20 protein-coding genes are annotated in these 24,175 nt (G+C 61.7%); 12 read left to right on the forward strand and 8 right to left on the reverse strand.

What is annotated here, in order from left to right:
• Window positions 1-178 precede the first annotated feature (178 nt).
• Window positions 179-604 carry a hypothetical protein gene (locus PQQ51_RS24305; protein ID WP_408499413.1) on the forward strand — a complete coding sequence of 142 codons (426 nt, stop codon included), beginning with the start codon at window positions 179-181 and terminating at the stop codon, window positions 602-604.
• A 190-nt stretch (window positions 605-794) separates the two neighbouring features.
• Here PQQ51_RS24305 and rpsU read toward each other — a convergent pair whose 3' ends face one another.
• Entirely contained in the window at window positions 795-1,007 is a 213-nt protein-coding gene (gene rpsU / locus PQQ51_RS24310) for a 30S ribosomal protein S21 (RefSeq protein WP_006050883.1), read from the reverse strand.
• 357 nt (window positions 1,008-1,364) lie between these two features.
• On the reverse strand, window positions 1,365-2,306 hold the full coding sequence (locus PQQ51_RS24315) for an aldo/keto reductase (protein WP_408499414.1): 942 nt from the start codon (window positions 2,304-2,306) through the stop codon (window positions 1,365-1,367).
• A gap of 268 nt (window positions 2,307-2,574) precedes the next feature.
• Between PQQ51_RS24315 and PQQ51_RS24320 the strand changes: the two genes are divergently transcribed.
• The 10 genes from PQQ51_RS24320 to PQQ51_RS24365 all read left to right on the forward strand — a co-directional run bounded on the left by PQQ51_RS24320 (window position 2,575) and on the right by PQQ51_RS24365 (window position 13,974).
• Window positions 2,575-3,723: a flagellin gene (locus PQQ51_RS24320; RefSeq protein WP_408499415.1), complete on the forward strand. Its 1,149-nt coding sequence runs from the start codon at window positions 2,575-2,577 to the stop codon at window positions 3,721-3,723.
• Window positions 3,724-3,881: 158 nt separating this feature from the next.
• Complete coding sequence (gene fliD, locus PQQ51_RS24325) at window positions 3,882-5,381, forward strand: flagellar filament capping protein FliD (protein ID WP_408499416.1); 1,500 nt, start codon at window positions 3,882-3,884, stop codon at window positions 5,379-5,381.
• A gap of 18 nt (window positions 5,382-5,399) precedes the next feature.
• Complete coding sequence (fliT, locus tag PQQ51_RS24330; protein ID WP_408499417.1) at window positions 5,400-5,699, forward strand: flagellar protein FliT; 300 nt, start codon at window positions 5,400-5,402, stop codon at window positions 5,697-5,699.
• A 252-nt stretch (window positions 5,700-5,951) separates the two neighbouring features.
• Window positions 5,952-8,342, forward strand: coding sequence for a tetratricopeptide repeat protein (locus PQQ51_RS24335; RefSeq protein WP_408499418.1), 2,391 nt, complete (start codon window positions 5,952-5,954; stop codon window positions 8,340-8,342).
• Window positions 8,339-9,484: a DegT/DnrJ/EryC1/StrS family aminotransferase gene (locus PQQ51_RS24340; RefSeq protein ID WP_408499419.1), complete on the forward strand. Its 1,146-nt coding sequence runs from the start codon at window positions 8,339-8,341 to the stop codon at window positions 9,482-9,484. Before PQQ51_RS24335 ends, PQQ51_RS24340 begins: the two co-directional genes overlap by 4 nt.
• 2 nt (window positions 9,485-9,486) lie before the next feature.
• Entirely contained in the window at window positions 9,487-10,185 is a 699-nt protein-coding gene (locus tag PQQ51_RS24345; protein WP_408499420.1) for a WbqC family protein, read from the forward strand.
• Window positions 10,182-11,144, forward strand: a complete 963-nt coding sequence (locus PQQ51_RS24350) for a hypothetical protein (RefSeq protein ID WP_408499421.1) — start codon at window positions 10,182-10,184, stop codon at window positions 11,142-11,144. The genes PQQ51_RS24345 and PQQ51_RS24350 overlap by 4 nt, the downstream gene beginning before the upstream one ends.
• Before the next feature lie 8 nt (window positions 11,145-11,152).
• The gene (locus PQQ51_RS24355) at window positions 11,153-11,938 is read left to right on the forward strand and encodes a phytanoyl-CoA dioxygenase family protein (protein WP_408499422.1); all 786 of its coding nucleotides are present in this window, start codon (window positions 11,153-11,155) and stop codon (window positions 11,936-11,938) included.
• A 4-nt stretch (window positions 11,939-11,942) separates the two neighbouring features.
• Window positions 11,943-12,680 (forward strand): class I SAM-dependent methyltransferase, encoded by a 738-nt coding sequence (locus tag PQQ51_RS24360; RefSeq protein ID WP_408499423.1) that lies wholly within the window; start codon window positions 11,943-11,945, stop codon window positions 12,678-12,680.
• A 16-nt stretch (window positions 12,681-12,696) separates the two neighbouring features.
• A complete protein-coding gene (locus PQQ51_RS24365) occupies window positions 12,697-13,974 on the forward strand; it encodes an ATP-grasp domain-containing protein (protein WP_408499424.1) in 1,278 nt (425 codons plus the stop codon).
• Between the two features lie 170 nt (window positions 13,975-14,144).
• Here the strand turns inward: PQQ51_RS24365 and PQQ51_RS24370 are convergent, their stop codons facing one another.
• Complete coding sequence (locus PQQ51_RS24370) at window positions 14,145-14,564, reverse strand: hypothetical protein (protein WP_408499425.1); 420 nt, start codon at window positions 14,562-14,564, stop codon at window positions 14,145-14,147.
• A gap of 370 nt (window positions 14,565-14,934) precedes the next feature.
• Here PQQ51_RS24370 and PQQ51_RS24375 point away from each other — a divergent pair, with 370 nt between their 5' ends.
• The gene (locus PQQ51_RS24375; protein ID WP_408499426.1) at window positions 14,935-15,690 is read left to right on the forward strand and encodes a TylF/MycF/NovP-related O-methyltransferase; all 756 of its coding nucleotides are present in this window, start codon (window positions 14,935-14,937) and stop codon (window positions 15,688-15,690) included.
• Window positions 15,691-15,742: 52 nt separating this feature from the next.
• On the opposite strand, the gene PQQ51_RS24380 is transcribed toward PQQ51_RS24375, so the two are convergent.
• The 5 genes from PQQ51_RS24380 to PQQ51_RS24400 form a co-directional block, all read right to left on the reverse strand.
• The gene (locus PQQ51_RS24380) at window positions 15,743-18,124 is read right to left on the reverse strand and encodes a carbohydrate-binding family V/XII (protein ID WP_408499427.1); all 2,382 of its coding nucleotides are present in this window, start codon (window positions 18,122-18,124) and stop codon (window positions 15,743-15,745) included.
• A gap of 103 nt (window positions 18,125-18,227) precedes the next feature.
• On the reverse strand, window positions 18,228-20,210 hold the full coding sequence (locus PQQ51_RS24385) for an alkyl/aryl-sulfatase (protein ID WP_408499428.1): 1,983 nt from the start codon (window positions 20,208-20,210) through the stop codon (window positions 18,228-18,230).
• Between the two features lie 107 nt (window positions 20,211-20,317).
• Window positions 20,318-21,292, reverse strand: coding sequence for a SphA family protein (locus PQQ51_RS24390; protein WP_408499429.1), 975 nt, complete (start codon window positions 21,290-21,292; stop codon window positions 20,318-20,320).
• A 96-nt stretch (window positions 21,293-21,388) separates the two neighbouring features.
• Window positions 21,389-22,879 carry a DUF1254 domain-containing protein gene (locus PQQ51_RS24395; protein ID WP_408499430.1) on the reverse strand — a complete coding sequence of 497 codons (1,491 nt, stop codon included), beginning with the start codon at window positions 22,877-22,879 and terminating at the stop codon, window positions 21,389-21,391.
• A 16-nt stretch (window positions 22,880-22,895) separates the two neighbouring features.
• Window positions 22,896-23,639: a hypothetical protein gene (locus PQQ51_RS24400; RefSeq protein WP_408499431.1), complete on the reverse strand. Its 744-nt coding sequence runs from the start codon at window positions 23,637-23,639 to the stop codon at window positions 22,896-22,898.
• Between the last annotated feature and the right edge of the window lie 536 nt (window positions 23,640-24,175).

Genomic DNA, 24,175 nt, shown 5'->3' on the forward strand with positions numbered 1-24,175 from the left:
CCGCGTCGCGGCTGCGGCGAGCGGAGCCGATCACCGGACAATGTCAAACCCGTGAATTGAAGGCTATTCGCCGCCTTAGTCCGGGTTTCGTCAAATGGCGCCGGCCGGATACTGCAAGTCATGCGCTCGAACAACACAAACAACGAATAGCCGCTACGTAACGCATGGGAGACCAACCATGAAAAGCCTTAGCTTCCTGACGCATCAGGAGATTTTCGACCTGGCCGTCGGCCACCTGCTCGACCAGAAACGCGCGGCGCTGCTGCCGCGCGGCGGCGGCGCTTACCGTGGATACTGCGGCGGCTACCCGGTCGGCAACTTCATCCCCCCACGCGACTACCTGAGCGCGATGGAAGGCGTTCCAGTGCGCTATATCGGCAAAACTTCGACCGAAGTGCCGGCCTATATGGACGTGGGTGTTGCGGCACTAAAGCGGGCGCTATTGCGAGCGCGCATCAACGTATACAACCCGGCTACCGTCACGCTGCTCAGTTGTCTGCAAAACGTGCATGACGTATTCGGCACCTGGGAATGGCCTGAGCGATTGGGCTCGATCGCCGGGCAATTCAACTTGTCTGCCGAGCGGTTGAAAACCGCGGCGTAAAGGATTTGAAGAAGCTTGCAGGGACAGCCGCGCGAGCGGCCGTGAGGCACCCTCCGAGCGCCGAAGCCCAATTCCGCAAAGGCCAAAGCAAAAATCCAAACCCCAATAGCAAAACGGCGATGTGGCTTCTTTCGAAGCTCACACCGCCGTTCGGCGTGCTAGGCGCTCAATGCAGCGCGAAAAAACGTGCTTAGTGCAGCTTTTTCGGCAGCATCTGGCTGCGCAGGCGCTTGTGCAGGCGCTTCACAGCAGCAGCCTTCTTGCGCTTACGTGCCGTGGTCGGCTTTTCGTACGATTGGCGCTCACGCAGTTCAGCGATCAGGCCATTCTTTTCGATTGCGCGACGAAAGCGGCGAATCGCCACTTCGAACGGCTCGTTTTCTTTCAGAAGAATCGTCGTCATGTAATTCCTAACTCAATCACTTGATAGGGGTAAATTGCGTGGCGGATACCGCTCACGCGCCGGCCCTCCGGTCGTTTCGATTCATGGCCAGTAACAGGCAAACGCGGGTAGAAACCCGGCCAAACCACAAATGAAACGAGAGGCATAACGGCCACGGAGGCCGGAAAAGAGAGGTGGGGAGTTCACCGCGGAACGCGGACAGACGTAACGCATATGCCGCGTCTGCTGCCGTTTCGCCAACCTTTCATCAACAGAAAAACACTGACGAAACAGGCAAAGATCTCAATTCACTCCCGATGATATCAGGAAACTCTCCATCCTACCAGGGGTTTAGAGATTGCGCCAGGCCTCGCGCAATCAGGCGCTGGCGTCGTCCAGTTCACGAACGTCGGCGCCGGTAAGCATCAGATGGACTGCGGCCGCGAGGCTCTCGAGCTGGTCGACCGAGGTCGCGCTCGCAATCGGGGCCGTAACGCTGGGCCGCGCGATCAGCCACGCCAGCGCAACGGTGGCAGGCGTGCTGCCATGCCGCCTGGCGACCTGGTCGAGTGCGTCGAGGATCCGCAGGCCGCGTGCGTTCAGGTATTTCTCGACCCGGCTGCCGCGCGCCTTGTTCGCAAGATCGGCGTGCGAGCGGTATTTGCCGGACAGAAAGCCGCTTGCAAGACTGTAGTACACCACTACGCCGAGCTGATTGGCGAGCGCGACCGGTTCGATGTCGCGCTCATAGTCGGCCCTGTCGTACAGGTTGTATTCCGGTTGCAGCAACTGATATTCGGGCAGCCCGTGCTGGCGGGACACCGCGAGCGCTTCCTCGACCCGCGCGCCGCTATAGTTCGACGCGCCGATCACCCGCACCTTGCCCGCTTCGATCAGCTTCTGATACGCGCCGAGCGTTTCGGCCAGTGGCGTCGCGGTATCGTCGTCGTGGGAAAAGTAGACGTCGATGTAATCGGTTTGAAGGCGGCGCAACGAATCTTCCACCGCGGCCTGAATGTTCGCCGCCGACAGCCCCTTGCGCTGCGGATGCTTCGACACCTTGGTGGCGAGCACGATCCGGTCGCGCTTGCCGCTGCGCGCGAACCACTTGCCGATGATGGTCTCCGACTCTCCGCCCTCGTTGCCGGGCACCCACGCCGAGTAAACATCGGCGGTATCGATGAAGTCGAGCCCGGCGTCGACGAATGCATCCAGAATCGAAAACGACGTGGCTTCATCGGCGGTCCAGCCGAAAACATTACCGCCGAACATTAGCGGCGCAACCTCAATTTCCGAACGTCCAATTCTGCGTTTTTGCATGATTTCACCAGGGTTTGTCACAGAGAAAAAAGAGAATACGCCGTCTTTTGAATACCCGCCTCGCCGTCGCCGAACCAGGCTGCATGCGGCTTGCGGACGGGCGGCGCGCCACCGGCCAAGGAAAACAATTGGGTCCCTATTGCATAAAGTTCCTCAAGTTTTTTTTAGTCGGGCCGTCAACCTTCACTGAGGCGGCCAGCAATGAACGAGTGCTTCCGCCGATGCCAACGTGGCGTATTGGGCTCAAGGCTTATTTAGGAGATTTTCCATGCTCGGAATCAATAGCAACATCAACTCGCTGGTTGCACAGCAAAACCTCAATGGCTCGCAAAGCGCCCTCTCGCAAGCCATCACGCGCCTGTCGTCGGGCAAGCGTATCAACAGCGCAGCCGACGACGCAGCAGGTCTCGCGATCTCGACGCGTATGCAAACGCAGATCAACGGCCTGAACCAGGGCGTTTCGAACGCGAACGACGGCGTCTCGCTGATTCAAACGGCATCGAGCGCACTGCAATCGCTGACCGCAAGCCTGCAACGTATCAGCCAGCTCGCATCGCAAGCTGCGAACGGCACGATGTCGGCAAGCGACCAGGCCGCACTGCAGAAGGAAGTTTCGGCGCAGATCTCGGAAGTGAACCGTATCGCGTCGCAAACGCAATACAACGGCACGAACATTCTGGACGGCTCGGCAGGCAGCCTGACGTTCCAGGTCGGCGCGAACGTCGGTCAGACGATCAGCCTGGACCTGAGCCAATCGATGTCGGCAGCCAAGATCGGCGGCGGCCTGGTGTCGACGGGTCAAACGGTGGGTCAGATCGCGGTCAGCCTCGATTCGACCGGCACGTACACCAGCACGGGCGCGGCAATCACGAACGTCAACGTGCTGTCGGACGGCAAGGGCGGTTACACCTTCACCGACCAGAACAACCAGGCGATCTCGTCGGGCGCAGTGGCGAACATCTTCTCGGCCGGTACGGCATCGGGTTCGGGCACGGCAGTCACCAACCTGACGTTGAACGCAACGCTGGCGACGGCAATGGGCGCGACCGCTTCGGGCGTCGCAACCGCGTCGGTCGCTCAGATCAACGCGATCAACAACCCGCCGACGGTTTCGGGCCTCGACATCAGCACGGTCACCGGCGCGAACCAGGCACTCGTGTCGATCGCGAACGCACTGCAAACGGTCAACACGCTGCAAGCTGGCCTCGGCGCTGCACAAAACCGCTTCACCGCAATCTCGACCTCGCAACAAGCTGAGTCGACCGACCTGTCGTCGGCACAATCGCAAATCACGGACGCCAACTTCGCACAAGAAACGGCTAACCTGAGCAAGGCGCAAGTGCTGCAACAAGCTGGTATCTCGGTGTTGGCGCAAGCTAACTCGAACCCGCAGCAAGTTCTGAAGCTCCTGCAGTAAGAGCTGACGCTGTAACGGCGAAGCGCCGCGCGCGAGTGCGGCGCTTCGCCGGGTTGCAAGCGACGGGAGGCATGCCTCCCGCTGTGCATTTCCGTCCCAGACTGATGTAGCATCGCGCACCATCCAATACAGATTTCCAGACGCCCGGAGCCTCTGCAATGTCCTCAATCTCAAGCTCGTCTTCCGCCGCCAGCAACAGCGCCGCACAACAGGCCGCGCAGTCGATCATCGCCGGCTCGACCGGCAATTCGTCGCTCGACGTATCGAGCCTCGTCTCGGCACTGGTGAACTCGAAGATCGCGGGACAGGCCTCGGCTCTGACGGCACAACAAACCAAGGACACCACCACGCTGTCCGCCTTCGGCGCACTGAGCTCCGCGCTGAGCGCGTTGCAGTCGAGCGTCGCAGGCCTTGCGACTGGCAGCACGCTGTCGACCTTCGCGGCCACCGCGAGCGGCACCGGCATCACCGCCACCGCGGGCACGGGCGCGGTGGCGAACAGCTACGCCATCAGCGTGTCGCAGATCGCGAGCGCGCAGTCCTTGTCGTCGGCCGCGTTCGGCGCCACTACGCAACTCGGCACCGGCACGCTGACGATCGGCATCGGCGGCAAGTCGATGAACATCAGCGTCGACAGCAGCAACAACACGCTGGCCGGCATCGCGTCGGCGATCAACGCGAGCAACAGCAATCCCGGCGTGACGGCCACGGTCGTCACCGGCACAGACGGCGCCCACCTGGTGCTGCGCTCGTCGAACACCGGCGCGGCCAACACGATCAACGTGTCGACCAGCAACGTCACGGGCGACAACGGTCTGTCGAGCCTCGGCGTGACCTCGACCCCGAGCACGACCGGCGGCGCGTCGACCATCGTCTCCGCTAACTCGAGCAACGCGTGGACGCAGAGCGCTTCAGCCGAAGACGCGTCCTTCACGGTCGGCGGCATTGCCGCGACCAGCGCCAGCAATTCGGTCACGACCGCAATCGCGGGGGTGACGATGAATCTGACGTCCGCCGCGGTCGGCACCACGCAAACGCTGACCATCGCCGCGGACACCACCGCGGAAACCACCGCGATCAACAACTTCGTCAGCCTGTACAACACCGTCGTCACGACGATGAGCTCGCTGAGTTCCTTTACCGCCGGCGCCTCGTCGCAAGGTCCGCTGATCGGCGATTCGACGCTGCAGACGATCAAGAACGATCTCGCGTCGATCGTCGGCGGCGCGGTCGGCAAGGGCAGCACCGCCACCACGCTGGCGTCCATCGGGATCAACCTGAAAGACGATCCGGCCGACGGCACGCTGGTCGTCACGGCCAGCACGCTGAGCACGGCTTTGACGGCGAACCCGGCGACCGTCGCATCGCTGTTCAACACGACGAACGGCATCGGCGAGCAGTTGAACACCGCGATCACGAACTTCACGCAGACCGGCGGCATCATCGATACGCGCAATCAGGCGTTGAATGCCGATCTGAAGAGCGTCGCGGCACAGCAAAGCACGCTCGCGCTCTACCAGACGCAGTTGACGAACCAGTACCAGGCGCAATTCACCGCGCTGGACACGTTGATGGCGACGATGAACAACAACTCGCAGTATCTGACGGCCCTGTTCGGCGGCACCAACAGCGCGGGCGCGCTGGCCACCAACAAATAACCGAAGGAGTCGTCCGATATGAACCAGACGGAATTGGTCGAGCGCCTGCTGGCGATCACGCGCGAAATCGAACAGGCCGCGTCGCTGGCCGACTGGCAGGAAGCAGCGCGCCTCACCGAGGAACGCTCGCCCCTGCTGATGACGCTCAGCGCCGATCAGGAACCGGCTGCGCTCGAGATGATCCGCCGGATCCAGGCGATCGACGCCGCGTTGCTCGCCGACGCGGAAGTCACGCAAAACGAGTTGCATATCGAGTTCGAAGCAGCGATCGGACGCACGAAGGCCGCCAGTGAATATCAGCGTATGGCCCGCCTGTAAGCGACCCGACCTGCTTGCGGCCGTCCACTGGAAACCCGCCGGAACGCCGCACCAACCAACAATAAGAACTACGTGCCGAAGTAAGGCGCGCTCGTTCCCTCGGCCCGCCTCGTGCGGGCTTTTTTCTTGCCTGGCGGGCTCCGGCGGCCCGCTCCATACGCTAAACAGGCGGCCTTTTTACCGTCATCTCCGCGCATCGGAAACACGTGCGTCGTCGCACAATTTCCTCATAGATCATTCCGCGCTGAGACCATGACTCTCCTTTCCGAGCAGCCGCAGGCTGAAAACCTGACGCCCGAACAACAACTCGAGCAGGACATCGCGCTCGTGTTGCAAACCGCGCTGGACCATCACCACAAGGGCGAATTCGACGACGCCGAAGCGCTGTATCGGATCATTCTCGAATCGCTGCCGAACCACGCCGACGTGCAATACAACCTCGGCGTGCTGCTCACGCAGACCGCCCGCGCGGCGGACGGCGTGGCGTTTTTTCAGCAGTGCATCGGCATCAAACCGAACAACGGCCAGTACTGGGTCGGCTATATCAACGCGCTGATCGAAGCGGACCAGACCGCCGCAGCGTGGCTGGCGGTGGAATTGGCGCAGAAATTCGGCGTCAAAGGGAAGGCTGTCGACGGACTGATCGTGCGGCTGGCGAATCCGGGCAAGATCGTCACGATGACGCCGGTGGCAGTCGACACGCCGACGCCGGAAACCGGCACCGCTGCATCGGATGCATCCGACTCGCCGGCGCCGCAAGCCGCCACCCCCACCGCCGCGAAAACCAGTATCGCCGCCGGACGGCGGGTGAGCCAGCAGGAAACCACGCGTTTTACTTCGCTGTACAACCGCGGCCAGATCGCGGAAGCGGTCAAGCTCGCCCGTTCGCTCACGCAACGCTTTCCGCTCGACGGCAACACATGGCGTTGGCTCGGCATTTCACTGCACCGTCTGGGCCGCTACGACGATGCACTCGCGCCTTTGCAGAAAGCGGCCGAACTGCTGCCGGAAGAACTGGAATGCCGCGCGGTGCTAGGCGATACGTTCCGGCTCAAAGGCATGTTCAAGGACGCCACGGCAGCCTGCCGTGAAGCCCTTGCAATCAATCCGGACTATGCCGAAGCGCAGCGTATCCTCGGTATGACGCTGGTTCATCAGGGGCAGGTGGCGGAAGGTCTCGCGGCCGCGCGGCGCGCGATCGAACTCGCGCCAGACGACTCCAACGCGCACAGCACGCTCGGCGTGCTGCAACTGGACCTGGGCCTGGTTGCCGAAGCCGAGCAAAACTTCCGCGTTGCCGTCGAGAAAAACCCGAAAGACGCGATCGCCGCGGACAACCTGCTCTTCGCGCTGAGTCACAATCCCGACGTCAGTCACGACACGATCTTCGCCGAGCACCTGAAGTTCGCGCAGCATCACGAAGCGCCGGTTCGCTCGCAGTGGCCGAATCACGTCAACAAACGCACACCCGGCCGCAAGCTGAAAATCGGACTCGCCTCCGGCGACCTGTTCCGTCACGCGGTGGCGTCTTACCTGCTGCCCGTTCTCGAGCAACTGGCGCAGGATAAGAGCCTGTCGCTGCATGTGTACAGCAACCACATCCTTGAAGACGAGTTCACGCACCGGCTGCGCGCTTGCGTCGACGAATGGCACCAGATCACGGGCATGCCGGACGCGCATCTCGCGAACCGGATCCGCGATGACCGGATCGACATCCTGATCGATCTGTCGGGGCACACCGGACGCAACCGTCTTCTGACGTTCGCCCGCAAACCTGCGCCGGTTCAGGTGAGCTGGATCGGCTATCCGGCGACCACCGGTCTCAGCGCGATGGATTACTACTTCGCGGACCGGTTCTCGGTGCCTTTCGGCGAGGCCGAAGCGCAGTTCACCGAAAAAATCGTGCATCTGCCGGCCACCGCGCCGTTCAAGCCGGAAGAGGCCGCGCCGCCGGTCAATATCCTGCCGGCGATGCACAACGGCTACGTCACGTTCGGCAGCTTCAACCGGCTCAACAAACTGCGCCGCGACGTGATCGCGCTGTGGGCGGAGTTGCTGCGCGCGGTTCCGTTGTCGCGGATGTCGCTGGGCGCCATTGCGAACGACGAAGACGAACGGCTTCTGACCGGCTGGTTCGCTGACGAAGGCATCGCGTCCGAGCGCCTGATTTTCCGCCGGCGCTCGTCCATTCCGGTCTACCTGCAACAGCATTTCCAGGTCGACATCTGCCTCGACACGTTCCCATACACCGGCTCGACAACAGTGTTGAATTCGCTGTGGATGGGCGTGCCGACCCTCACCATGGCAGGCGACACCGTGCCGGGCAGAGCCGCTACCGCGTGGCTGTCGCACGCCGGCCTTGAGGCTTTTGTCGCGAAGGACAAGCAGGATTTCGTCGCAAAGGGTGTCGCGTTCGCGACGGATCTTGACGCGCTCGCAAGCCTGCGCAACAGCCTGCGCGAGCGCTGCGCGAATTCGGCCGCGTTCCGGCCGGACATGGTCGCCGCCGGCGTGTCGCGCGCGCTGCGAATCATGTGGCAACGCTGGTGCGACGGTCAGGCGCCTACTTCACTCGACGTATCGAGCGACGTAGCCGCCCACGCCGAACCATCGCCGTCGACAGAAACGGAGAACACGAAATGAACGCTGCCATACCGCTTCGCGCGATTCAGCCGCAAACCGAAGAACGGATCTACGTCACCCAGCCGCACCTTGCGCCGCTGGAAGAGTTCCTTCCGTATCTGCAGCAGATCTGGGACAGCAAGATCCTGACCAATGGCGGCCCGTTTCACCACCAGCTCGAAGCCGCATTGTGCGAATACCTCGGCGTGCGCCATCTCGCGCTGTTTTCCAACGGCACGCTCGCGCTGGTCACCGCGTTGCAGGCGCTGCGCATCACCGGTGAAGTGATCACGACGCCCTATTCGTTCGTCGCGACCGCGCACTCGCTGCTGTGGAACGGCATCAAGCCGGTGTTCGTCGACGTCGAACCGCATACGCTGAATCTCGATCCCGCGAAGATCGAAGCGGCCATCACGCCGCAAACCACGGCGATCATGCCCGTGCATTGCTACGGCAATCCGTGCGAAGTCGAAGCGATCCAGAAGATCGCCGACAACTACAACCTGAAGATAATCTACGATGCCGCGCATGCGTTCGGCGTGCAAACGGCCACGGGCAGCGTGCTCGAACACGGCGACCTCTCCGTGCTCAGCTTTCACGCCACCAAGGTCTTCAATACGTTCGAAGGCGGCGCGATCATCTGCCAGGACGCGAAAACCAAGCAACGCATCGACCACCTGAAGAACTTCGGCCACGTGGACGAAGTGACGGTCGTGGCGCCTGGCATCAACGGCAAGATGAGCGAGATCAATGCCGCGTTCGGCCTGCTGCAATTGCAGCATATCGACGAAGCACTGGCACGCCGCAAGGCAATCGACGCGACTTATCGCGCGCTGCTCAGCGACGTGCCCGGTATCCGTTGCCTGCCGCTCGGCAATCAAACAGCGGCCAATCACGCGTATTTTCCGATCCTCGTGGAACCGGAATATTCGATGAGCCGCGACGCGCTGTTTCAGAAGCTGCGCGACCACGAAATCTGGGCACGCCGTTATTTCTATCCGCTGATTTCGGAATTCCCGATGTACCGCGGGCTGCCGTCCGCGAACCGCAGCAATCTGCCGGTCGCGGCGGACGCTTCGTCGAAAGTGTTGTGCCTGCCGATCTATCCGGCGTTGTCGGACAGCAATATTGAACGGATCGTGAGCATCGTCAAAGGTCGCTGATTGTGAAGCTCGCCATCATGCAGCCGTATCTGTTTCCCTATCTGGGCTACTTTCAGTTGGTCGCGGCTGTCGATAAGTTCGTCTTTTACGACGACGTGAATTACATCAAGAACGGCTGGATCAACCGGAACCGGATCCTGCTCGGCGACAGCGTGCGCTACTTCACCGTACCGCTTGCCGGCGCAAGCCCGTCGCGCAAGATCAACGAAGTCGACGTGCAGCCGCGCGAGCAGTGGCTGCGAAAAATGCTCGAAGCGATTCGCCACGGCTATGCGAAGGCGCCCCACTATGCGCGCGTGAGCGAACTGATCGGCGACGTTCTGAATTCCACGACCACCAATGTCGCCACGCTGGCCTCGCGCAGCGTGATCGAAACCGCGCGATATCTGCAGATCGGCACGGACTTCGTGCCGTCGTCGACGCAATACAGAAACGCCGCGTTGAACGGCGTGGATCGCGTGCTCGATATCTGTACGAAGGAATGCGCGGACGCTTATGTGAACTTGCCCGGCGGTCAGGCGCTGTACGAGCGCAAGGATTTCGCCGCGCGTGGCGTCGAGCTGAGCTTCATTGAACCGAACCTGGGCGCCTATCGCCAGTTCGGCGACACATTTCATCCGGGCCTCTCGATCGTCGATGCGCTGATGTTCAACAGCGCCGATCAGGTCAAAGCGATGCTGACGGAACCGGTGCAAGCATGAACGCAGACGCTATCGGCGGCTATCTCGAACTGGAACTGTCACGCGACCGTACCGAGTTGCACCGTGACGCACTGCGCTTTCAGTCGGCGCGCGCCGCGTTGCTCGCGCTATTGCGTGCATGCCGGCCCAGCGCGATCTGGATGCCCTGGTATCTATGCGAGAGCATGGTCGAACCGGTCTTGATGGCCGGCATTCCGATCAGGCGATATGAGATCGATGCGCAGCTACGCGTAAAGTCCGTCACGCTCGCGGACGGCGAATGGCTGCTGTACGTGAACTACTTCGGCATTTCCGGCCGGAGCGTCGACGACGTGCTCGCGCGTTTTCCACGCGACCGTGTCGTGATCGACAACGCGCAGGCTTTTTTTGCGGCGCCGCGCGAGTGCGCAGCCACCGTCTACTCTCCGCGGAAATTTGTCGGCGTGCCGGATGGCGGATATCTGGTCACGAATCGCGCAGTGCCTGAACCCGCTGAAATCGACCTCACCTCGTCACAACGCTTTGCGCATTTGCTGCAACGAATCGATGCAGGCGCCGAGTCCGGCTACGCGGACTACACCACCGCCGAGGAAAGTTTGAAGCGCCAGGAGCCGAAGCGCATGTCGAGGCTCACGCAACGGATCCTGAGCAGCATCGATTACGCGGATGTTCGCGCGAGACGCGTCGCCCATTTTGCCTACCTTCACGAGAAGCTGGGCCACGACAACGCGTTTCCTGTCGAACCGGCCGACGACAACGTGCCGCTTTGCTATCCGTATCTGAACAACGCCGGCCATCTGCAAGCGAAACTGATCTCGAAGCGCATTTATACGCCGAGATACTGGCCCGAAATCGCTGCTGGCGAATCGGTGCCCGAATTCGAAGCGCAACTGGCGCGCACAACGCTCTTCCTGCCGTGCGACCAACGACTCTCATTGACACAACTGGACGAGATCGCAGAACTCGTCCTCGCCCGGTGACATCATCCATGAACACGCTTCTTACTCACCACGAAAACGAACTCGCGACGCAGGGCTGGACGGTCGTGCCGAACCTGATCGAGTCCGAACTCATCGACACGCTGAACGACGCACTCGTGCCGTCGCTCGCACTGCGCGACCGGATCCGCGTGAGCAACGGCGTGATGGAGAACTGCGAAGGCACGTCGCATCATCTGCTGGCTGACGCTCCCTGCTATGTCGAGCTGCTGTCCCGTTTCGAGAAAATGGACCCGCTGATGAAAGGCTTTTTCGAAGGCAACTACATTCTCAATTCGTACGGCGGCATCATCAACGGGTTCGATCTGAAGACCTATGCGCACAATGTGCACCGGGACATCCGGTTTCATTCGAGCACCAAGCGCTTCATGCTGAACACGCTCGTGATGCTCGACGATTTCACCGAGGACAACGGCGCGACGTACATCCTCTCCGGTTCGCATCATCGGGTCGACAGACCCGCCGACGACGATTTTTTCCCGCACGCCGCGCGTGTCACCGGTCAACGCGGTTCGCTGTTGCTGTTCGACTCGCGGATCTGGCATGCCGCCGGTTCAAATCGGACGCAGTTGCCACGAAGGGCGTTGACACTCACGTTCACCGTTCCCTCGTTCAAACAGCAGGCCGACTATCCGCGGCTCTTCGGCTACGGCAACGCGAAAGAATGCAGCCCCTACCTGCGGCAGGCGATCGGCTTCAACGCCCGAGTGCCCGCCTCGCTCGAGGAATTTTATGTTCCGCTCGAGCAGCGCACCTATCAACGTGGACAGGACTGACATCGTGAGCCGAGACTACAACGCCGAAGCCAAAGATCACGCGGATCGCCAATACAACTACGGCTTCGACTACCTGATGCATGACTACATGCTCAAGACCTTCGCGCCGTTCTTTGTGGCGGGCAAGACGCTCGAGCTGGGTTGCTTCGAAGGCAACTTCACTAAAAAACTGCTGCAGCGGTTCGCGACCGTCGAAGTGGTCGAAGCGTCGTCGGACTGCATCGCGATCGCCGCGAACAATGTGGGTGACGCCGTCAGGTTTCATCACTCGACCTTCGAGACATTCGAACCCGGCGAGCGCTACGACAACATTTTCCTGATCCATACACTCGAACATCTCGACCATTCCGTTCAGGTGCTGGGCCGCATTCGCCAGTGGCTTTCCGGGCGCGGCCGCCTGTTCGTCGCGACACCGAATGCACGCGCCGCGTCGCGGCAGATCGCGGTCGGCATGGGACTGATCAAACATGCGGCGGCGGTTACCGAGGCAGAGGCCGCACACGGTCATCGTGCGACCTATTCGCTCGATACGCTGACCGCAGATTTGCGCGCGGCCCATTTGCGACCGGTCACGCACGGCGGCGTGGTGTTCAAAGGTCTGGCGAACTTCCAGATGGACGCGGCACTGGCGGCGGGCATCATCACGAAAGAGTATCTCGACGGTTGCTTCGAACTCGGGCGCGTGTACCCGGACCTGTGTTCGAGCATCTACGTGATCTGCGAACGCGGCGACGATCTTTAAAAAAGAGCCTGTGGATATGAACAAGAAGGTCAGGGTCCTGGTCTTTCCCTGCGGTTCGGAAAACGCGGCCGAGATTCATCAGGCACTTCGCTACTCGTTGCACGTCGAGTTGTTCGGTGCGTCTAGCGTGGATGATCACGGCCGCTTCCGGTTCGAGCGTTACACCGGCGGTCTGCCGAAGATCAGCGACCCGCAGTTCGATGCCGTGTTCTCGCGACTTCTCACCGATCTCGACATCGATATGGTGTTCGCGACCCACGACACGGTGCTCGACTATCTTGCGACGCGCGCGCAGCAAATGGGCGTTGCCCTCGTGAACGGAGCGCCTGAAAGCGCGGCGATCGCGCGCCGCAAAAGCGAGACTTACCGGCTCTTCGCGGATTCGACGTGGACGCCGCGGGTGTTCTCATCGGTCGAAGAAGTGTCCGACTGGCCGATCATCGTCAAACCCGATCTGGGCCAGGGCGGTCAGGGTGTGACGCTTGTCCACACGCCGCAGCAAGCTCGCGAGGTTTTGAAGAATACGGACCACCCGATTCTGGTGGAGTACCTGCCCGGCGACGAAATAACCGTCGACTGTTTCAGCGACAGAAAACGGCGGCTCGTCTGGGCTGGCCCGCGCACGCGCGAGCGCGTGCGTGCGGGAATCACCATGCGTTCGCGCCTGCTGAAGCTGACGCCGGAAATCGACGGCATTGCGCGAGAAATCAATAACCGCGTGCGCATGCGCGGGCCGTGGTTCTTCCAGCTCAAAGCCGACCGGAACGGCCAATGGAAGCTGCTCGAAATTTCCTGCCGCGTGGCCGGCACGATGGTCGCGCAGCGCGCGGCCGGCATCAATCTGCCTTTGATGGCAGTTCAGGACTTTCTTGAGCGCGACCTGATTGCGCTGCCCAGTCCGCACGTCACGCTAGTGGAGCGCAATATCGCCACGCGCGCGTCGCTCGATTTCGAATACGACACCGTGTTCGTCGATCTCGACGACACGTTGATTCTGAACGGATTCGCCGTCCCTCAAACGATGGCGTTCCTGTATCAATCGCTCGCGGCCGGCAAGAAGATCAACCTGATTACCCGCCACAAGTTCGACGTCGCGCAAACGCTCGCGAACGCGCGCATCGACATCGGCCTGTTCGACAGGATCATCGTCGTGGCCGACGGCGAGTCGAAGGCCGACCACATGACACCGACCTCGATCTTTATCGACAATCACTTTCCCGAACGGATGGACGTCGCGAAGCGACTTCCGATTCCCGTGCTGGATGTGGATATGGTCGAATTTTTCATTCGCTAAAAGGATGTTAGGTGCATTGAACAGTCAGCGACGCCTACAAGCGTGAGCAGGCGAAGGCAACGAAATGCAGACCTGCCTTTCGCTTTGTAACGAAACACGAGGTACTAAGAAAGTTCTTCGGAAGACCGGGCAATTGCCCGGTCGCAATACGGATTCGGATTAGAGGTTCTTCAGGCCGGCGCAGGGCAAGCCGCGCCTTGAAAAACCATAACGTAAGTAGAGTGCCTATCCCACGACAGCGGAGTTTGAGGAGTACTCCATTCGGCGTATTCGCCCGACATAGTCGTGGCAGTTGTCAATTGTCCCATGCCGATCGTCGCCAGCGTAATGGAACCGACTGGGACGTTGCCATACCATTGAACCAGACTGCCGTTCTGGAACCAGTCGCCGTTCCATGCGTGTTGCGTGGTCGAATACCAGGTATTACCGGGCTGGAGGCAAACCATCTGGGTCGTAAAAGGCGTACCGCCTGGTTCATGATAAGTACTAACTTGCCAATAGCCGACCGGCGAGGTCGTGTCAGCAAAAGTGGCACTTGCGCAAGTCATTCCGATTGCGAGGGCAATTGTCAGTTTCGTCAGTATTTTCATTCGTTAATCTTCTGTTGGAGTGTCGCCCGATATGCATCGTTTGACTAGTCGAAGTGGCGAAGTCCTCATAGCGGCTACCCACTTCAACGAAGCGTAGTACGAGACACTGATCGACAAAGGATCAAATAGCGGGGAAGAACCCCATGTATTCGGTGAAGTTAATTAGCTTCAATGTCTGTTATCGTCGCAAAGTGTGGGCGTCAGTTCGGAATGACAATTCCTTCCGTGCGGTGAAGACAGCGCCACTAATACATCCGTAAAGCGTCACTCTTCATCCGAAACCTCTGTCGGGTTTGGCCGGCGTTCTGTCATTCCGCCAAAGTACCAAGTCTGGCAAAAAGTGCCCACCTCAGTCTAAAGAGCCGCCCTCATGGAAAAAACATCACCCGATTTCCTGCGCGTGCTGCGCGCGGAGCGCCAGGATCTGCTCAATCGCATGAGGCAAACGCGCTTCGAGTCGCTGAAAGAAGGCTGTAGCCATTCACAGATCATTCCGTTTGCGAGCTACTCGCCGTGGCTGGATGACGAGCCGTTTCAGGCCATCTACGGAATCGTCAAGGCATGCACGATGGTCGATATCTACCGGTGCTACGAACTGTGGCGGCTGGCCCAGCAATGCCGCGGAGTTGCGGGCGACATCGTCGAGATCGGCGTCTGGCGTGGAGGCACCGCAGCGTTGATCGCGCACGCGTTGCCCGAGAAAACAGCGCATCTGTTCGATACGTTCAGCGGCGTCGCGAAGTGCGATCCCGAGTTCGACACGCTGTATTCCGGCGGCGAGCACGCCGATACGGACGTGCAGATCGTCAGGGATCTGTTCTCTGCGGCCCGCGCGCGGTGCGATATTCACAGCGGTATTTTCCCCGACGACACGCTGGCGGCGCTGCCTGCGAAGGTGTGCCTCGCGCACATCGACGTCGACTCGTATCACTCGGTCAAACAGTCTTTCGAAGCGATCTGGCCGAACGTGCAGCCGAACGGAATCGTCGTGTTCGACGACTATGCGATCTTCGGCTGCGAAGGTGCGAATCAGGCGATCAACGAAATCGTCGCACGCCATCAGGACGGCCTGTTCATTCACAACCTGAATGGACACGCGTTGCTGATCAAGCGAGCGCCCGCCTGAGCGAATTGCCGGTGAATACCGGCGCGCGCCGATGCTCGCGCCGGTATTCACCTCACCGCCTGAACCGCCCGCCCCCACCTCCCCCAAACCGCCGTCCCTGAAACTGCTGGAACTGCCCGCTCGCCCGCGCATTGCCCAGATCGTGCCCCTGGCGCAGCGAGTCGAGCCGCTGCGTCTGACTCGCGTTCGGCTGTACCGGTTGCCAGCCGTCCGCACTGTGCTCCTGCCAGCCGCCGCCCTGCTGATGCCGGTACACATTCCCGTCGCTGCCCGCATACACGTTGCCGTTATTCCACGCGACAGCCTTGCCGGTGTCCCGATTGCCGACGACGCCCCTGGTGCCCGCTTCGTGATCGCCTGAATACGCGTTGCCGGTCACGCCGGCTTCGGCCGCACCGTATCTACCGGTCTGCGCGTTGTAACCCGCGCGCTGCCGTCCGGCCGCGTAATCGCCAGTGCCCTCGTTGCTGGCCACGCCGCCGCGCGCAGCGCCTGAGCGTCCCGTTGCGGGATTGCTGAACGAGCCTTGCCGTCCCGCTGCGTAGTTGCCGTTGTACGCGTTCTCGACCGCGCCGCGGCTCGCCTGGAAGTGCCCGCCCGTGTACGGATTGAAACCGGATGCGGCCGTGCCGGTCCAGCTATTGCCGGTCCAGCCGTTCCAGCCATTCGCATGGGTCACCGTGCCCTGCCCCCAGCGGCCGTAGATATTCGCCTGGTTGACGTTCGCGTATTGCCAGCTCCACGGGCCGCCGCCCCAATACGGTCCCCAGTAGGGCGACGCCGCGCCCCACGTCGCGCCGATCGCAAAGCCGAATGCAAAGCCCACCGTCGTGCCGAGCGCGAAACCCGCGCCATAGCCATACGTGGCCGGATAGCCGTAGTACACGTCGCCGACGTACGGCGCGTACACATAGCCGGTGCCGTACACCACGGTGCCGTCCGGGTTGACCACCACGCCGAGGTAACCCGGCGTATAGCCGACCACCACCGTATCCGGCGTCGCCGAATAAACGTGCACGTAGGTCACGTAATGCACGGGCGACGCCGCCGGGATCGTGTAGATCGCGGGCGGCACGGTATCGGCGACGCGCCACGGTCCGCCCGGCGCGCTCGCGGTGAACCAGATGCCGTTCGCGACCGCAAAGAATTGCGATGCGCCGGTCTGGATCACCGGCGTCGCCGTGTTCACCGCATACGACAGCGAAGTACCTGCAATGCCGACGAACTTCGGTACGCCGTCGTAGACCACCTTCAGCGTTGCGGTTTTGCGCGACACGGTGGCCGTCTGCGGAATGGTCGCGGCAATCGCGGCCTCTTTCGCCTGCGGCGTGCCGGGCACGGAGACGAGCGCGTTCGCGTGCGGGTCGTCCGCGGCGATCTTCGCGAAATCGGCGGGCAAACTCTTGCCGTCGACGAACGTCCACGGTCCGCTCAATGCCGCCGCGCTGAACCAGCGGCCGGACAGCAGCAGGTAATAACGGTCGTCGCGCGGCTCGACGAAGAGCGCGTGATCGGCATTGGACACGGCGAGCAGATCGACGCCCCGCACTGGTTGCAGCGCCGGCTTGCCGTTCGTCACCACGAGTTCGGCCGGCTGCGCGGCGACCACGACGTCGGGCGCCTGCGCAGGTCGCTTGCCATCGGCGGGCAGCAGCGGATCGGACTTCAGATTGGCTTGCGCGCTCTTTGCTGCGCTCACCAGCGCTTGCGACGGCGTCGCGTCCGGATGCCACGGACCGTCGAGCGACGGCGCTTCGTACCAGTACCCCGCAGCGTTCAGATGCAACGTGCCGTTCTGATCCTTGAGCAGCATCGCGCGCGTGTTGATCAGCCGTTGATAGGGCGTGCCGCCGAGCGCGCGCCAGTTCGCGTCGCCGTCGACAAGTACCAGCAGCGTCGGTCGTTCGGCGAAGATGATGTTGGGCACGTCGTTCTGCACGGCGAGGCCGGGCGCGCCGCCTTCGTGCGTGCTGGCATAGCTCGCCTGCAACTGTTCGAGCGAGGTGGTAAGTCCGTCTTTCGGAATCCGCGCCTGCAGCGCCGTTTTTACCTCGGCGGCGGCAGCGGGCGTGGCGGGCATGTCCACCTGATCGATCACGATGTCGAGCAGTTGCACGGTCGCGCTGGTCTTATCGACTTCGGCCCGTGCGACGAAATGCGCGACGCCGTAGTTCGGCGTCGCACCCTGCGCGCCGACGGCGAACGCCGCGCGGCCTTCGATATGGTTGCCTTGCCACACTTCCACCTGCGGCTGATACAGCTCGATGCGCTGTTGCGCGCTATCGAAGTCGCGTGGCCACACGGTCGGCAGCGGCTCGGCCGCGGGCCGCACGGCGGCAGCCGCGAGCGCCTGCGCGGGCGTCGCCAACGTCAGCGTCAGCGACGTGCAAACGCCGGCGAGCAACAGCAAAGATCGCTTGATGGAAGTTCTCATGACGCGCGACTCCTCCGTCGAAATCGGTAATTCGAGACCGTCGACGCGGCCGGCCCGCCCCCCCCGCAGGCAAACCGGCCGCGCATTTGCGCAACGCGGATCGTTACGGCGTCACGATGTTGAACATCGGATTGAAGCTATCCAGCATGCCGAACAACTCCGCCACCTTCTGCTGATCGCCGGCTACCTTTGCGTTGCCCGACTGCGTTTGCTTGTCGAGCGTCTGGCCGCCCATCAGCAGCGATGCGAAGTCGTCCTTGCTCGCGGTGAGCGTGGCGTCGGCGTTCGGCAGCGTCGCGTTCGGCGTGTAGATCAGCACCGAATTGCGCAACTCGATTGCGTACTTCTCGCCGTTGCCGAGATCCCAGTTAATCGTGGTGTGCTTGCCGCTCGCCTTCGGACCGTTCAGGCGAATGCCCATGTAGTCGAGCAACAGCGACGGGCTCATCGCGGCGACCGCATCCGGCGTCACCGTATTCACACCCGGCACCTTCGGCACGCCGTTGCGCAGTTCGAATGCGCTCATCAGATACTCGTTGCGCCACGTCGGATTCTCGGTCTGATAGCCGAGCTGTTCGAGCGCATCGGCTTCGAGATTGCGCGCCACCTTGTTGTCCGGATCGGCGAACACGACCTTGTTCAGCGCGGTCGCGACCCAGCGGTAATTGCCCTGCGCGAAGTCCTGTTTCGCTTTCGCGATCACCGCATCCGCGCCGCCCATGTAGCGTACGAATTCCTTCGACTCCTGCTCCGGCGGCAGCGGATGCAGGTTCGCGGGGTTCGAGTCGTACCAGCCGAGATAGCGTTGGTACACGGCCTTCGAATCGTGATTCACCGAGCCGTAATAGCCGCGGTTGTACCACTTCTTGCCGATCGTATCGGGCACCTGGATCTGCTCGCCGATCTCGGTCATCGTGTAGCCCTCGTTCGCGAGGCGCAACGACTGATCGTGGATGTACTTGAACATGTCGCGCGTGCCGGCGATATAGCTGACCACGCGCTCCTGGCCCCATGTCGGCCATTGATGCTGCGAGATCACGACGTCGGTCCTGTCGCCGTAACGCACGATCGCCTCGTTAAGCACCTTCCACCAGTTCGATGCGTCGCGCACCTGGGCGCCGCGCAGCGTGTACAGGTTGTGCAGCGTATGCGTCGTGTCTTCGGCGGTATCGAGCACCTTGAATTGCGGCATATAGATCAGCATTTCCGACGGCGCTTCCGTGCCGGGCGCCATCTGGAATTCGAACTGCACGCCGCCAATCGTGCGCGTCTCGCCGGTTTTGCTGATCGTGTCGGTCGGCGCGATCAGGCCGAGCGTGCCGAACGACGTGGTCTTGCCGAGGCCCGCATCGACCTGGCCGCGCGGGCTCGGCGGCAGGAATGCGCCGTACTGATAGAGCGTGCGTCGGCCCATCGCATTGCCGGCGAACACGTTTTCGCTGACGGCTTCGGCGAGGAAGCCTTCCGGCGCGATGATTTTCACCTTGCCGCTCTTCACGTCCGCTTCATCGACCACGCCCTTCACGCCGCCGTAGTGGTCTGCGTGACTATGCGTGTAGATCACTGCGAGCACCGGCTTCTTCGGACGATGCTGGTAGTACAGATCGAGCGCGGCGCGTGCGGCCTCCCTCGTCACCAGCACGTCGATGATGATGATGCCGTCGTCGCCTTCGACGATCGTCATGTTCGCGAGATCGAGGCCACGCACCTGGTACACGTGATCGGTGACCTTGAACAGGCCGTTGTACATGTTGAGCTGCGCGTTGCGCCACAAGCTTGGGTTCACCGTATCCGGCGCCGTGCCTTGCAGGAACTTGTACTTGTTCAGGTCCCAGCTGGTGCCGCCGTCATCGGTTTTGATGACGCCGTTCGGGATCGTCGCGATGAAGCCGCGTTGCGCGTCTTCAAAGTCCTGCTTGTCGCTGAACGGCAGTTGTTGATAAACCGCCGCGTTGTCGCGCTTCGTGAAGTCGGTGGCGTCCTTGTTCGGCACCGGGGTTTGGGATAACGCTGCGTGTGTCGTACAGAGCGCAGCAACAGCGAGCGCGACAGCGGTGAATCGCTGACCGTATTTTTGTTTTTCCATCGTCATTTCCTCAAATCAACACAACGTCGGCAAAGCGCTGCCGACCCAAAAAACACTTCTCAATCACAGCTTGTTTCGATGCGGCCACGCGTGCCGGTCGCGAGGCACTACTGGAAGGTCGCGCTCACCGACAACTCCACCGCGTTGCCCTTCGGCCGGTTGCTGACGTTGAACTCGTTGACCCAGCGCAACGACGCGGACACCGGCGTTTTCTGCACCTTCCCCGACCACGTGACCATCGGACCGATGCCGACCGAATGGCCCTGATTGCCACCGGACACGTCGGCCAGGCCGCCGCTGTCGTGACCGAGCTGCTGGATATAGCCGCCCACCACGCCCACGCCCCAGCCGTTGCCGAAGCGCTTGAGCGCGAGCAGATCGAGCACGCTGACCGGCGCGTTGTGATAGTGCGTGTCGTTATTGGGCGTGTAGAAACCGACGCCGTAGTTCAACGACAACTCGATCTCTTCTTTCGGAAAGAGCTTCGTATAGGCGACTGTCGGCGTGAAGGTCCACGTGTTCTGGCCGGCGTTCGCGAGCCGGCTCGAACTGTAGGCGCCGGTCGGCGCGTAGATCTGCACGCTGAAGGCGATGTGGTCGGTTTTGGTCAGGTGATAACCGGCGACGACCGGCGTGAAGAACAGGTCGGCGAACTGCGTGCCGTGGTCGTTCGGCAAGCGGCCGTGAAACGACGAGATATCGGTGTACTGGAGCGGCACGCCGAACGCCGACGCGAAGTTCCAGCCGCCCACCGTGATGCCCCACGTCTTCACCGCACTGAGGATCGTGTACACCGCGGTCACGTCGACGCCCGCCGTGATCGTCCCGGCGATCGGAATGCTCTTGCTCGCGCCGAGCGAGCCTTCGTAGTAGATCGTGGTCGCCGACACGATCCAGTCGCTGGTGGGCGGTACGACGCCCGCATACGGCGTGATCTGCTGGCCGGTGATCGGTCTGCCGATGCCACCTTCGGTCGCGAGCGCCTGCTGTGTCAGGCCGAGGGCGGCCGTGGTAAGAAGCGCGCCGATACTCAACCTGATGGCAAGCGTGCTGCTTGCGAATGAAAGGTCTGGGCGATTCATAGTGATCCTTATAAATAGTGCGCAATGGACTCATGCGCGGCGGAATCGTCGGCACGTTGCGCCGTAGTGCTTGGCTCGCGCTACGGCGCAATGTTCTTACGGCTCCCGCTTCACCGGCGGCGGCGTCCAGCTGCCGTCGAGCGCCGCCTGTTGCGGCCAATAGGCGCGCACGTACAGCGAAAACGCCTCATTGGCCGGCGCGGGCAGCCAGTTCGCGAGTTTGTCTTCGCCGGGGCTCGTGTTCTGCACGTAGATCGTCAGCGACCCGTCGGCGTTGAATTTGAGCCCCTTGTTCTTCGTACCGAGCGAATAACGGTTCTGCGCGTTCGGTGAGAAAAAGTGGTGCGAGTTATACAGAGTGAGCGACCAGAAGCCTTTGACCGGGGGCAACTGATCAGGAGAAAAGGTCACCGTGTAACGCGCATTGCCATCCAGACGCTGCCCGGATGCATCGGCGTCGGCGTAGAAATACTTGGTCTCGTTCGGCTTGTTCACGAAGATGTTCGACTTCGCCACCGCCGTGCGCGTGAAGTAGTCGGTGCCGAACGCCGCGCCGTTGCTGATCGTGTTCCAGTTGGCGGGCAAGCGCTTGCCGAACGTGTTGAAGTCGAAGAGCGGCGTGACCAGTTCGCGGTCGGCCTTGCCGGCTTCGTCGACGATCGCGGCCTTGAGCGCCGGGTCTTGCCGCGCCGCCGCGAGCACCGCGCGCGCCTGCGCGTACAGTGCTTCCTCGCCGCGTTGCGGCGGAGCGGCGTCGAGCACCGTCGGCAGTTCGTCCCAGAAACGCTTCGGATCGACCCAGCGGATTTCCTCCGCGTTGTCACCCGCCGAGCCGAAACTCGGCAGCTTCGACCAGTCCGTTTCCTTCACCTGGCCGTCGTATTCCGCAAGCGGATACAGGCCGATTTTGGCGATCACCGACTGCACCGCCGCGCGATCTTCCGGCGTGTCGTCCATGAAGACGCGCGGAATGAAACTGCCGACGCCCGTCGGCGAACGGAACACCTGGCGAATGCCCTTCGGCACCTGGCCGTGCCAGTCGGGACCGGCCAGCAAGTAGAAGCCCGGCCGCGTGCCGTACATCTTGCCGAGGCTCGCGAAGCCGTCGGTGCGCAGATCGACCGCCTGATACACCCAGAAGCGTTTGCCGAAGTCCGGCACCTGCACGACCACCGGCGTCTGGTTCAGATCGAGGATCGCGGAGCCGTACACGACATCCTGATTCGGGCACGCGACAAAACGCTCCTGCGGCTGGATATAGTCGCGCAGCATCGACAGATGATTGGGCGGCGCGACCGGCACGATGCCGCCGTTCAGGCCCGGCTGCGGCACCTGCTTCATCGCCAGCAGGCGGCCGTAGACGTTCACGAGCGGCCACGCCCAGAAGTAGGTCTGGCGCGCGACGAGGCGCGCGTACTCCTCCGAGATCGCGTAGCCGGCGACGGGGCCGGGTACCGACGCGGTGGCGGCTGTCGCGTGCGCGGGCTGGTTCTTTGCGAGGATCGGCGCGGCGACTGAAGCCAGTACCGCTGCCGTGACCCATGTCGCAGTTTTCTTGTGCATGTCGTTGTCCGGTTCGTCATTCATACGCGGCTCGGCGCTACTATTTGCCGAACGTCATGTTCAGGCCCGCGAAGATCGTGAACTTCGGCACGCCGGCGCCGGAATGCGCGACCGAGTACTGCGGTTCGATAAACGCGTTGTAGATCGTCGAGCCGCCCTTCCACGCCTTGCCGGCACCGAGGCCGACCGGGATGTAGTAGCTGCCGTGCTGCAAATCGAATGTCCAGATGCCGGTCGAGCGGATGTACCAGCCACCGGGCAGATTGAAAATGCCGAACGGTTGCGCGGTCAGCGACTGCGTGGTGGGCCGGCTGCTTTGTCCGGCGAACGAGTGTTGCCACTGCACCAGCGCGCCGAGCAGGCGCGCCCTGGTCGCACTCACCGCGACAGCGGCGAGACCCGCTTGCCACTTGCCGGTGCCGAGACTCGGATCGGTGGCGGTCGGCAGTGTCACAAGCGGGCCGACGCCGACCTGCACGTCGCCCTGCGACAGCAGAAAAATGTCGAACAGGTTGATGTCGCCCAGGCCGGTGTTGTAGCCGCCGCTCGGGTCGGGCCGCGTGCTGACCGGCACGGTGGCGCGGAAGATCTCCGGCACGCCGATCAGACCGTTCGGGGCAATCGGCACGGTGGGGCGCAACAGCAGGTCGTTCGTGTGGGCGCTCGCGCCGAATACGCTCGGCGTGAAGTAGTTCTGCACGTTGAACGACGCGGCTGGATTGAGCGGGTTATTGCTTTTGTTGGCTTCGTCGGCGGATGCCTGGGAAAATGCCGGAGATGACACGACCGCGGCGACGCCGAATGACGCCGCCCAAAAGATTCGCTGGATAACCATTTTCTCGCCTCGGCTACAGGTGGCCAATTAAAAAGCGAGCGCATGCCTTTGCAAATCAGCAAATAAACACAAAGAAACATCGCTCCGCTTTTTGATTAAAGCGATTCGTTTTTCAGGCACGAATTAGCCCTTCCGGAGCCGCCAGCGATCCGGATTTCTTTGAGGCGAATAAAGCGCGACTAGCTTCGACTAAGTCGAAAACGCAATGCGATCAGACAATGCGACCGGACACAGGGCTTGCATGGACGCTCCTTCAGTCAAGCAGGGACGCCGCACCAAACGAGGCATGCGGAGATGAAAAACCACGATAGGAAACTACGGTGAAACAATACTAGCAAACGTTTCTCAAAATTACAGAGATAAATTTGTAACGACACCGAAAGCTAGTTGTTTTCCGCCGCCATCGAATCGCAGGGTTAATTCATCAGGCATTGTTTAACGATTGTTGAGTGCGCCGGCTATACCCGGGCATGGAAAAAATTAAC

It is taken from the genome of Paraburkholderia xenovorans, assembly GCF_046030735.1.
GTDB lineage: Bacteria > Pseudomonadota > Gammaproteobacteria > Burkholderiales > Burkholderiaceae > Paraburkholderia > Paraburkholderia xenovorans_A.

Bases quoted from the DNA above. Each gene is read 5' to 3' on its own strand.
- PQQ51_RS24395 (WP_408499430.1), bottom strand. From the start codon at position 22,879: ATGAATGACGAACCGGACAACGACATGCACAAGAAAACTGCGACATGG.
- PQQ51_RS24390 (WP_408499429.1), bottom strand. From the start codon at position 21,292: ATGAATCGCCCAGACCTTTCATTCGCAAGCAGCACGCTTGCCATCAGG.
- fliT (WP_408499417.1), top strand. From the start codon at position 5,400: ATGAACCAGACGGAATTGGTCGAGCGCCTGCTGGCGATCACGCGCGAA.
- PQQ51_RS24320 (WP_408499415.1), top strand. From the start codon at position 2,575: ATGCTCGGAATCAATAGCAACATCAACTCGCTGGTTGCACAGCAAAAC.
- PQQ51_RS24380 (WP_408499427.1), bottom strand. From the start codon at position 18,124: ATGAGAACTTCCATCAAGCGATCTTTGCTGTTGCTCGCCGGCGTTTGC.
- PQQ51_RS24370 (WP_408499425.1), bottom strand. From the start codon at position 14,564: ATGAAAATACTGACGAAACTGACAATTGCCCTCGCAATCGGAATGACT.
- PQQ51_RS24340 (WP_408499419.1), top strand. From the start codon at position 8,339: ATGAACGCTGCCATACCGCTTCGCGCGATTCAGCCGCAAACCGAAGAA.
- rpsU (WP_006050883.1), bottom strand. From the start codon at position 1,007: ATGACGACGATTCTTCTGAAAGAAAACGAGCCGTTCGAAGTGGCGATT.
- PQQ51_RS24375 (WP_408499426.1), top strand. From the start codon at position 14,935: ATGGAAAAAACATCACCCGATTTCCTGCGCGTGCTGCGCGCGGAGCGC.
- PQQ51_RS24365 (WP_408499424.1), top strand. From the start codon at position 12,697: ATGAACAAGAAGGTCAGGGTCCTGGTCTTTCCCTGCGGTTCGGAAAAC.
- PQQ51_RS24350 (WP_408499421.1), top strand. From the start codon at position 10,182: ATGAACGCAGACGCTATCGGCGGCTATCTCGAACTGGAACTGTCACGC.
- PQQ51_RS24335 (WP_408499418.1), top strand. From the start codon at position 5,952: ATGACTCTCCTTTCCGAGCAGCCGCAGGCTGAAAACCTGACGCCCGAA.
- PQQ51_RS24305 (WP_408499413.1), top strand. From the start codon at position 179: ATGAAAAGCCTTAGCTTCCTGACGCATCAGGAGATTTTCGACCTGGCC.
- fliD (WP_408499416.1), top strand. From the start codon at position 3,882: ATGTCCTCAATCTCAAGCTCGTCTTCCGCCGCCAGCAACAGCGCCGCA.
- PQQ51_RS24385 (WP_408499428.1), bottom strand. From the start codon at position 20,210: ATGGAAAAACAAAAATACGGTCAGCGATTCACCGCTGTCGCGCTCGCT.
- PQQ51_RS24315 (WP_408499414.1), bottom strand. From the start codon at position 2,306: ATGCAAAAACGCAGAATTGGACGTTCGGAAATTGAGGTTGCGCCGCTA.
- PQQ51_RS24355 (WP_408499422.1), top strand. From the start codon at position 11,153: ATGAACACGCTTCTTACTCACCACGAAAACGAACTCGCGACGCAGGGC.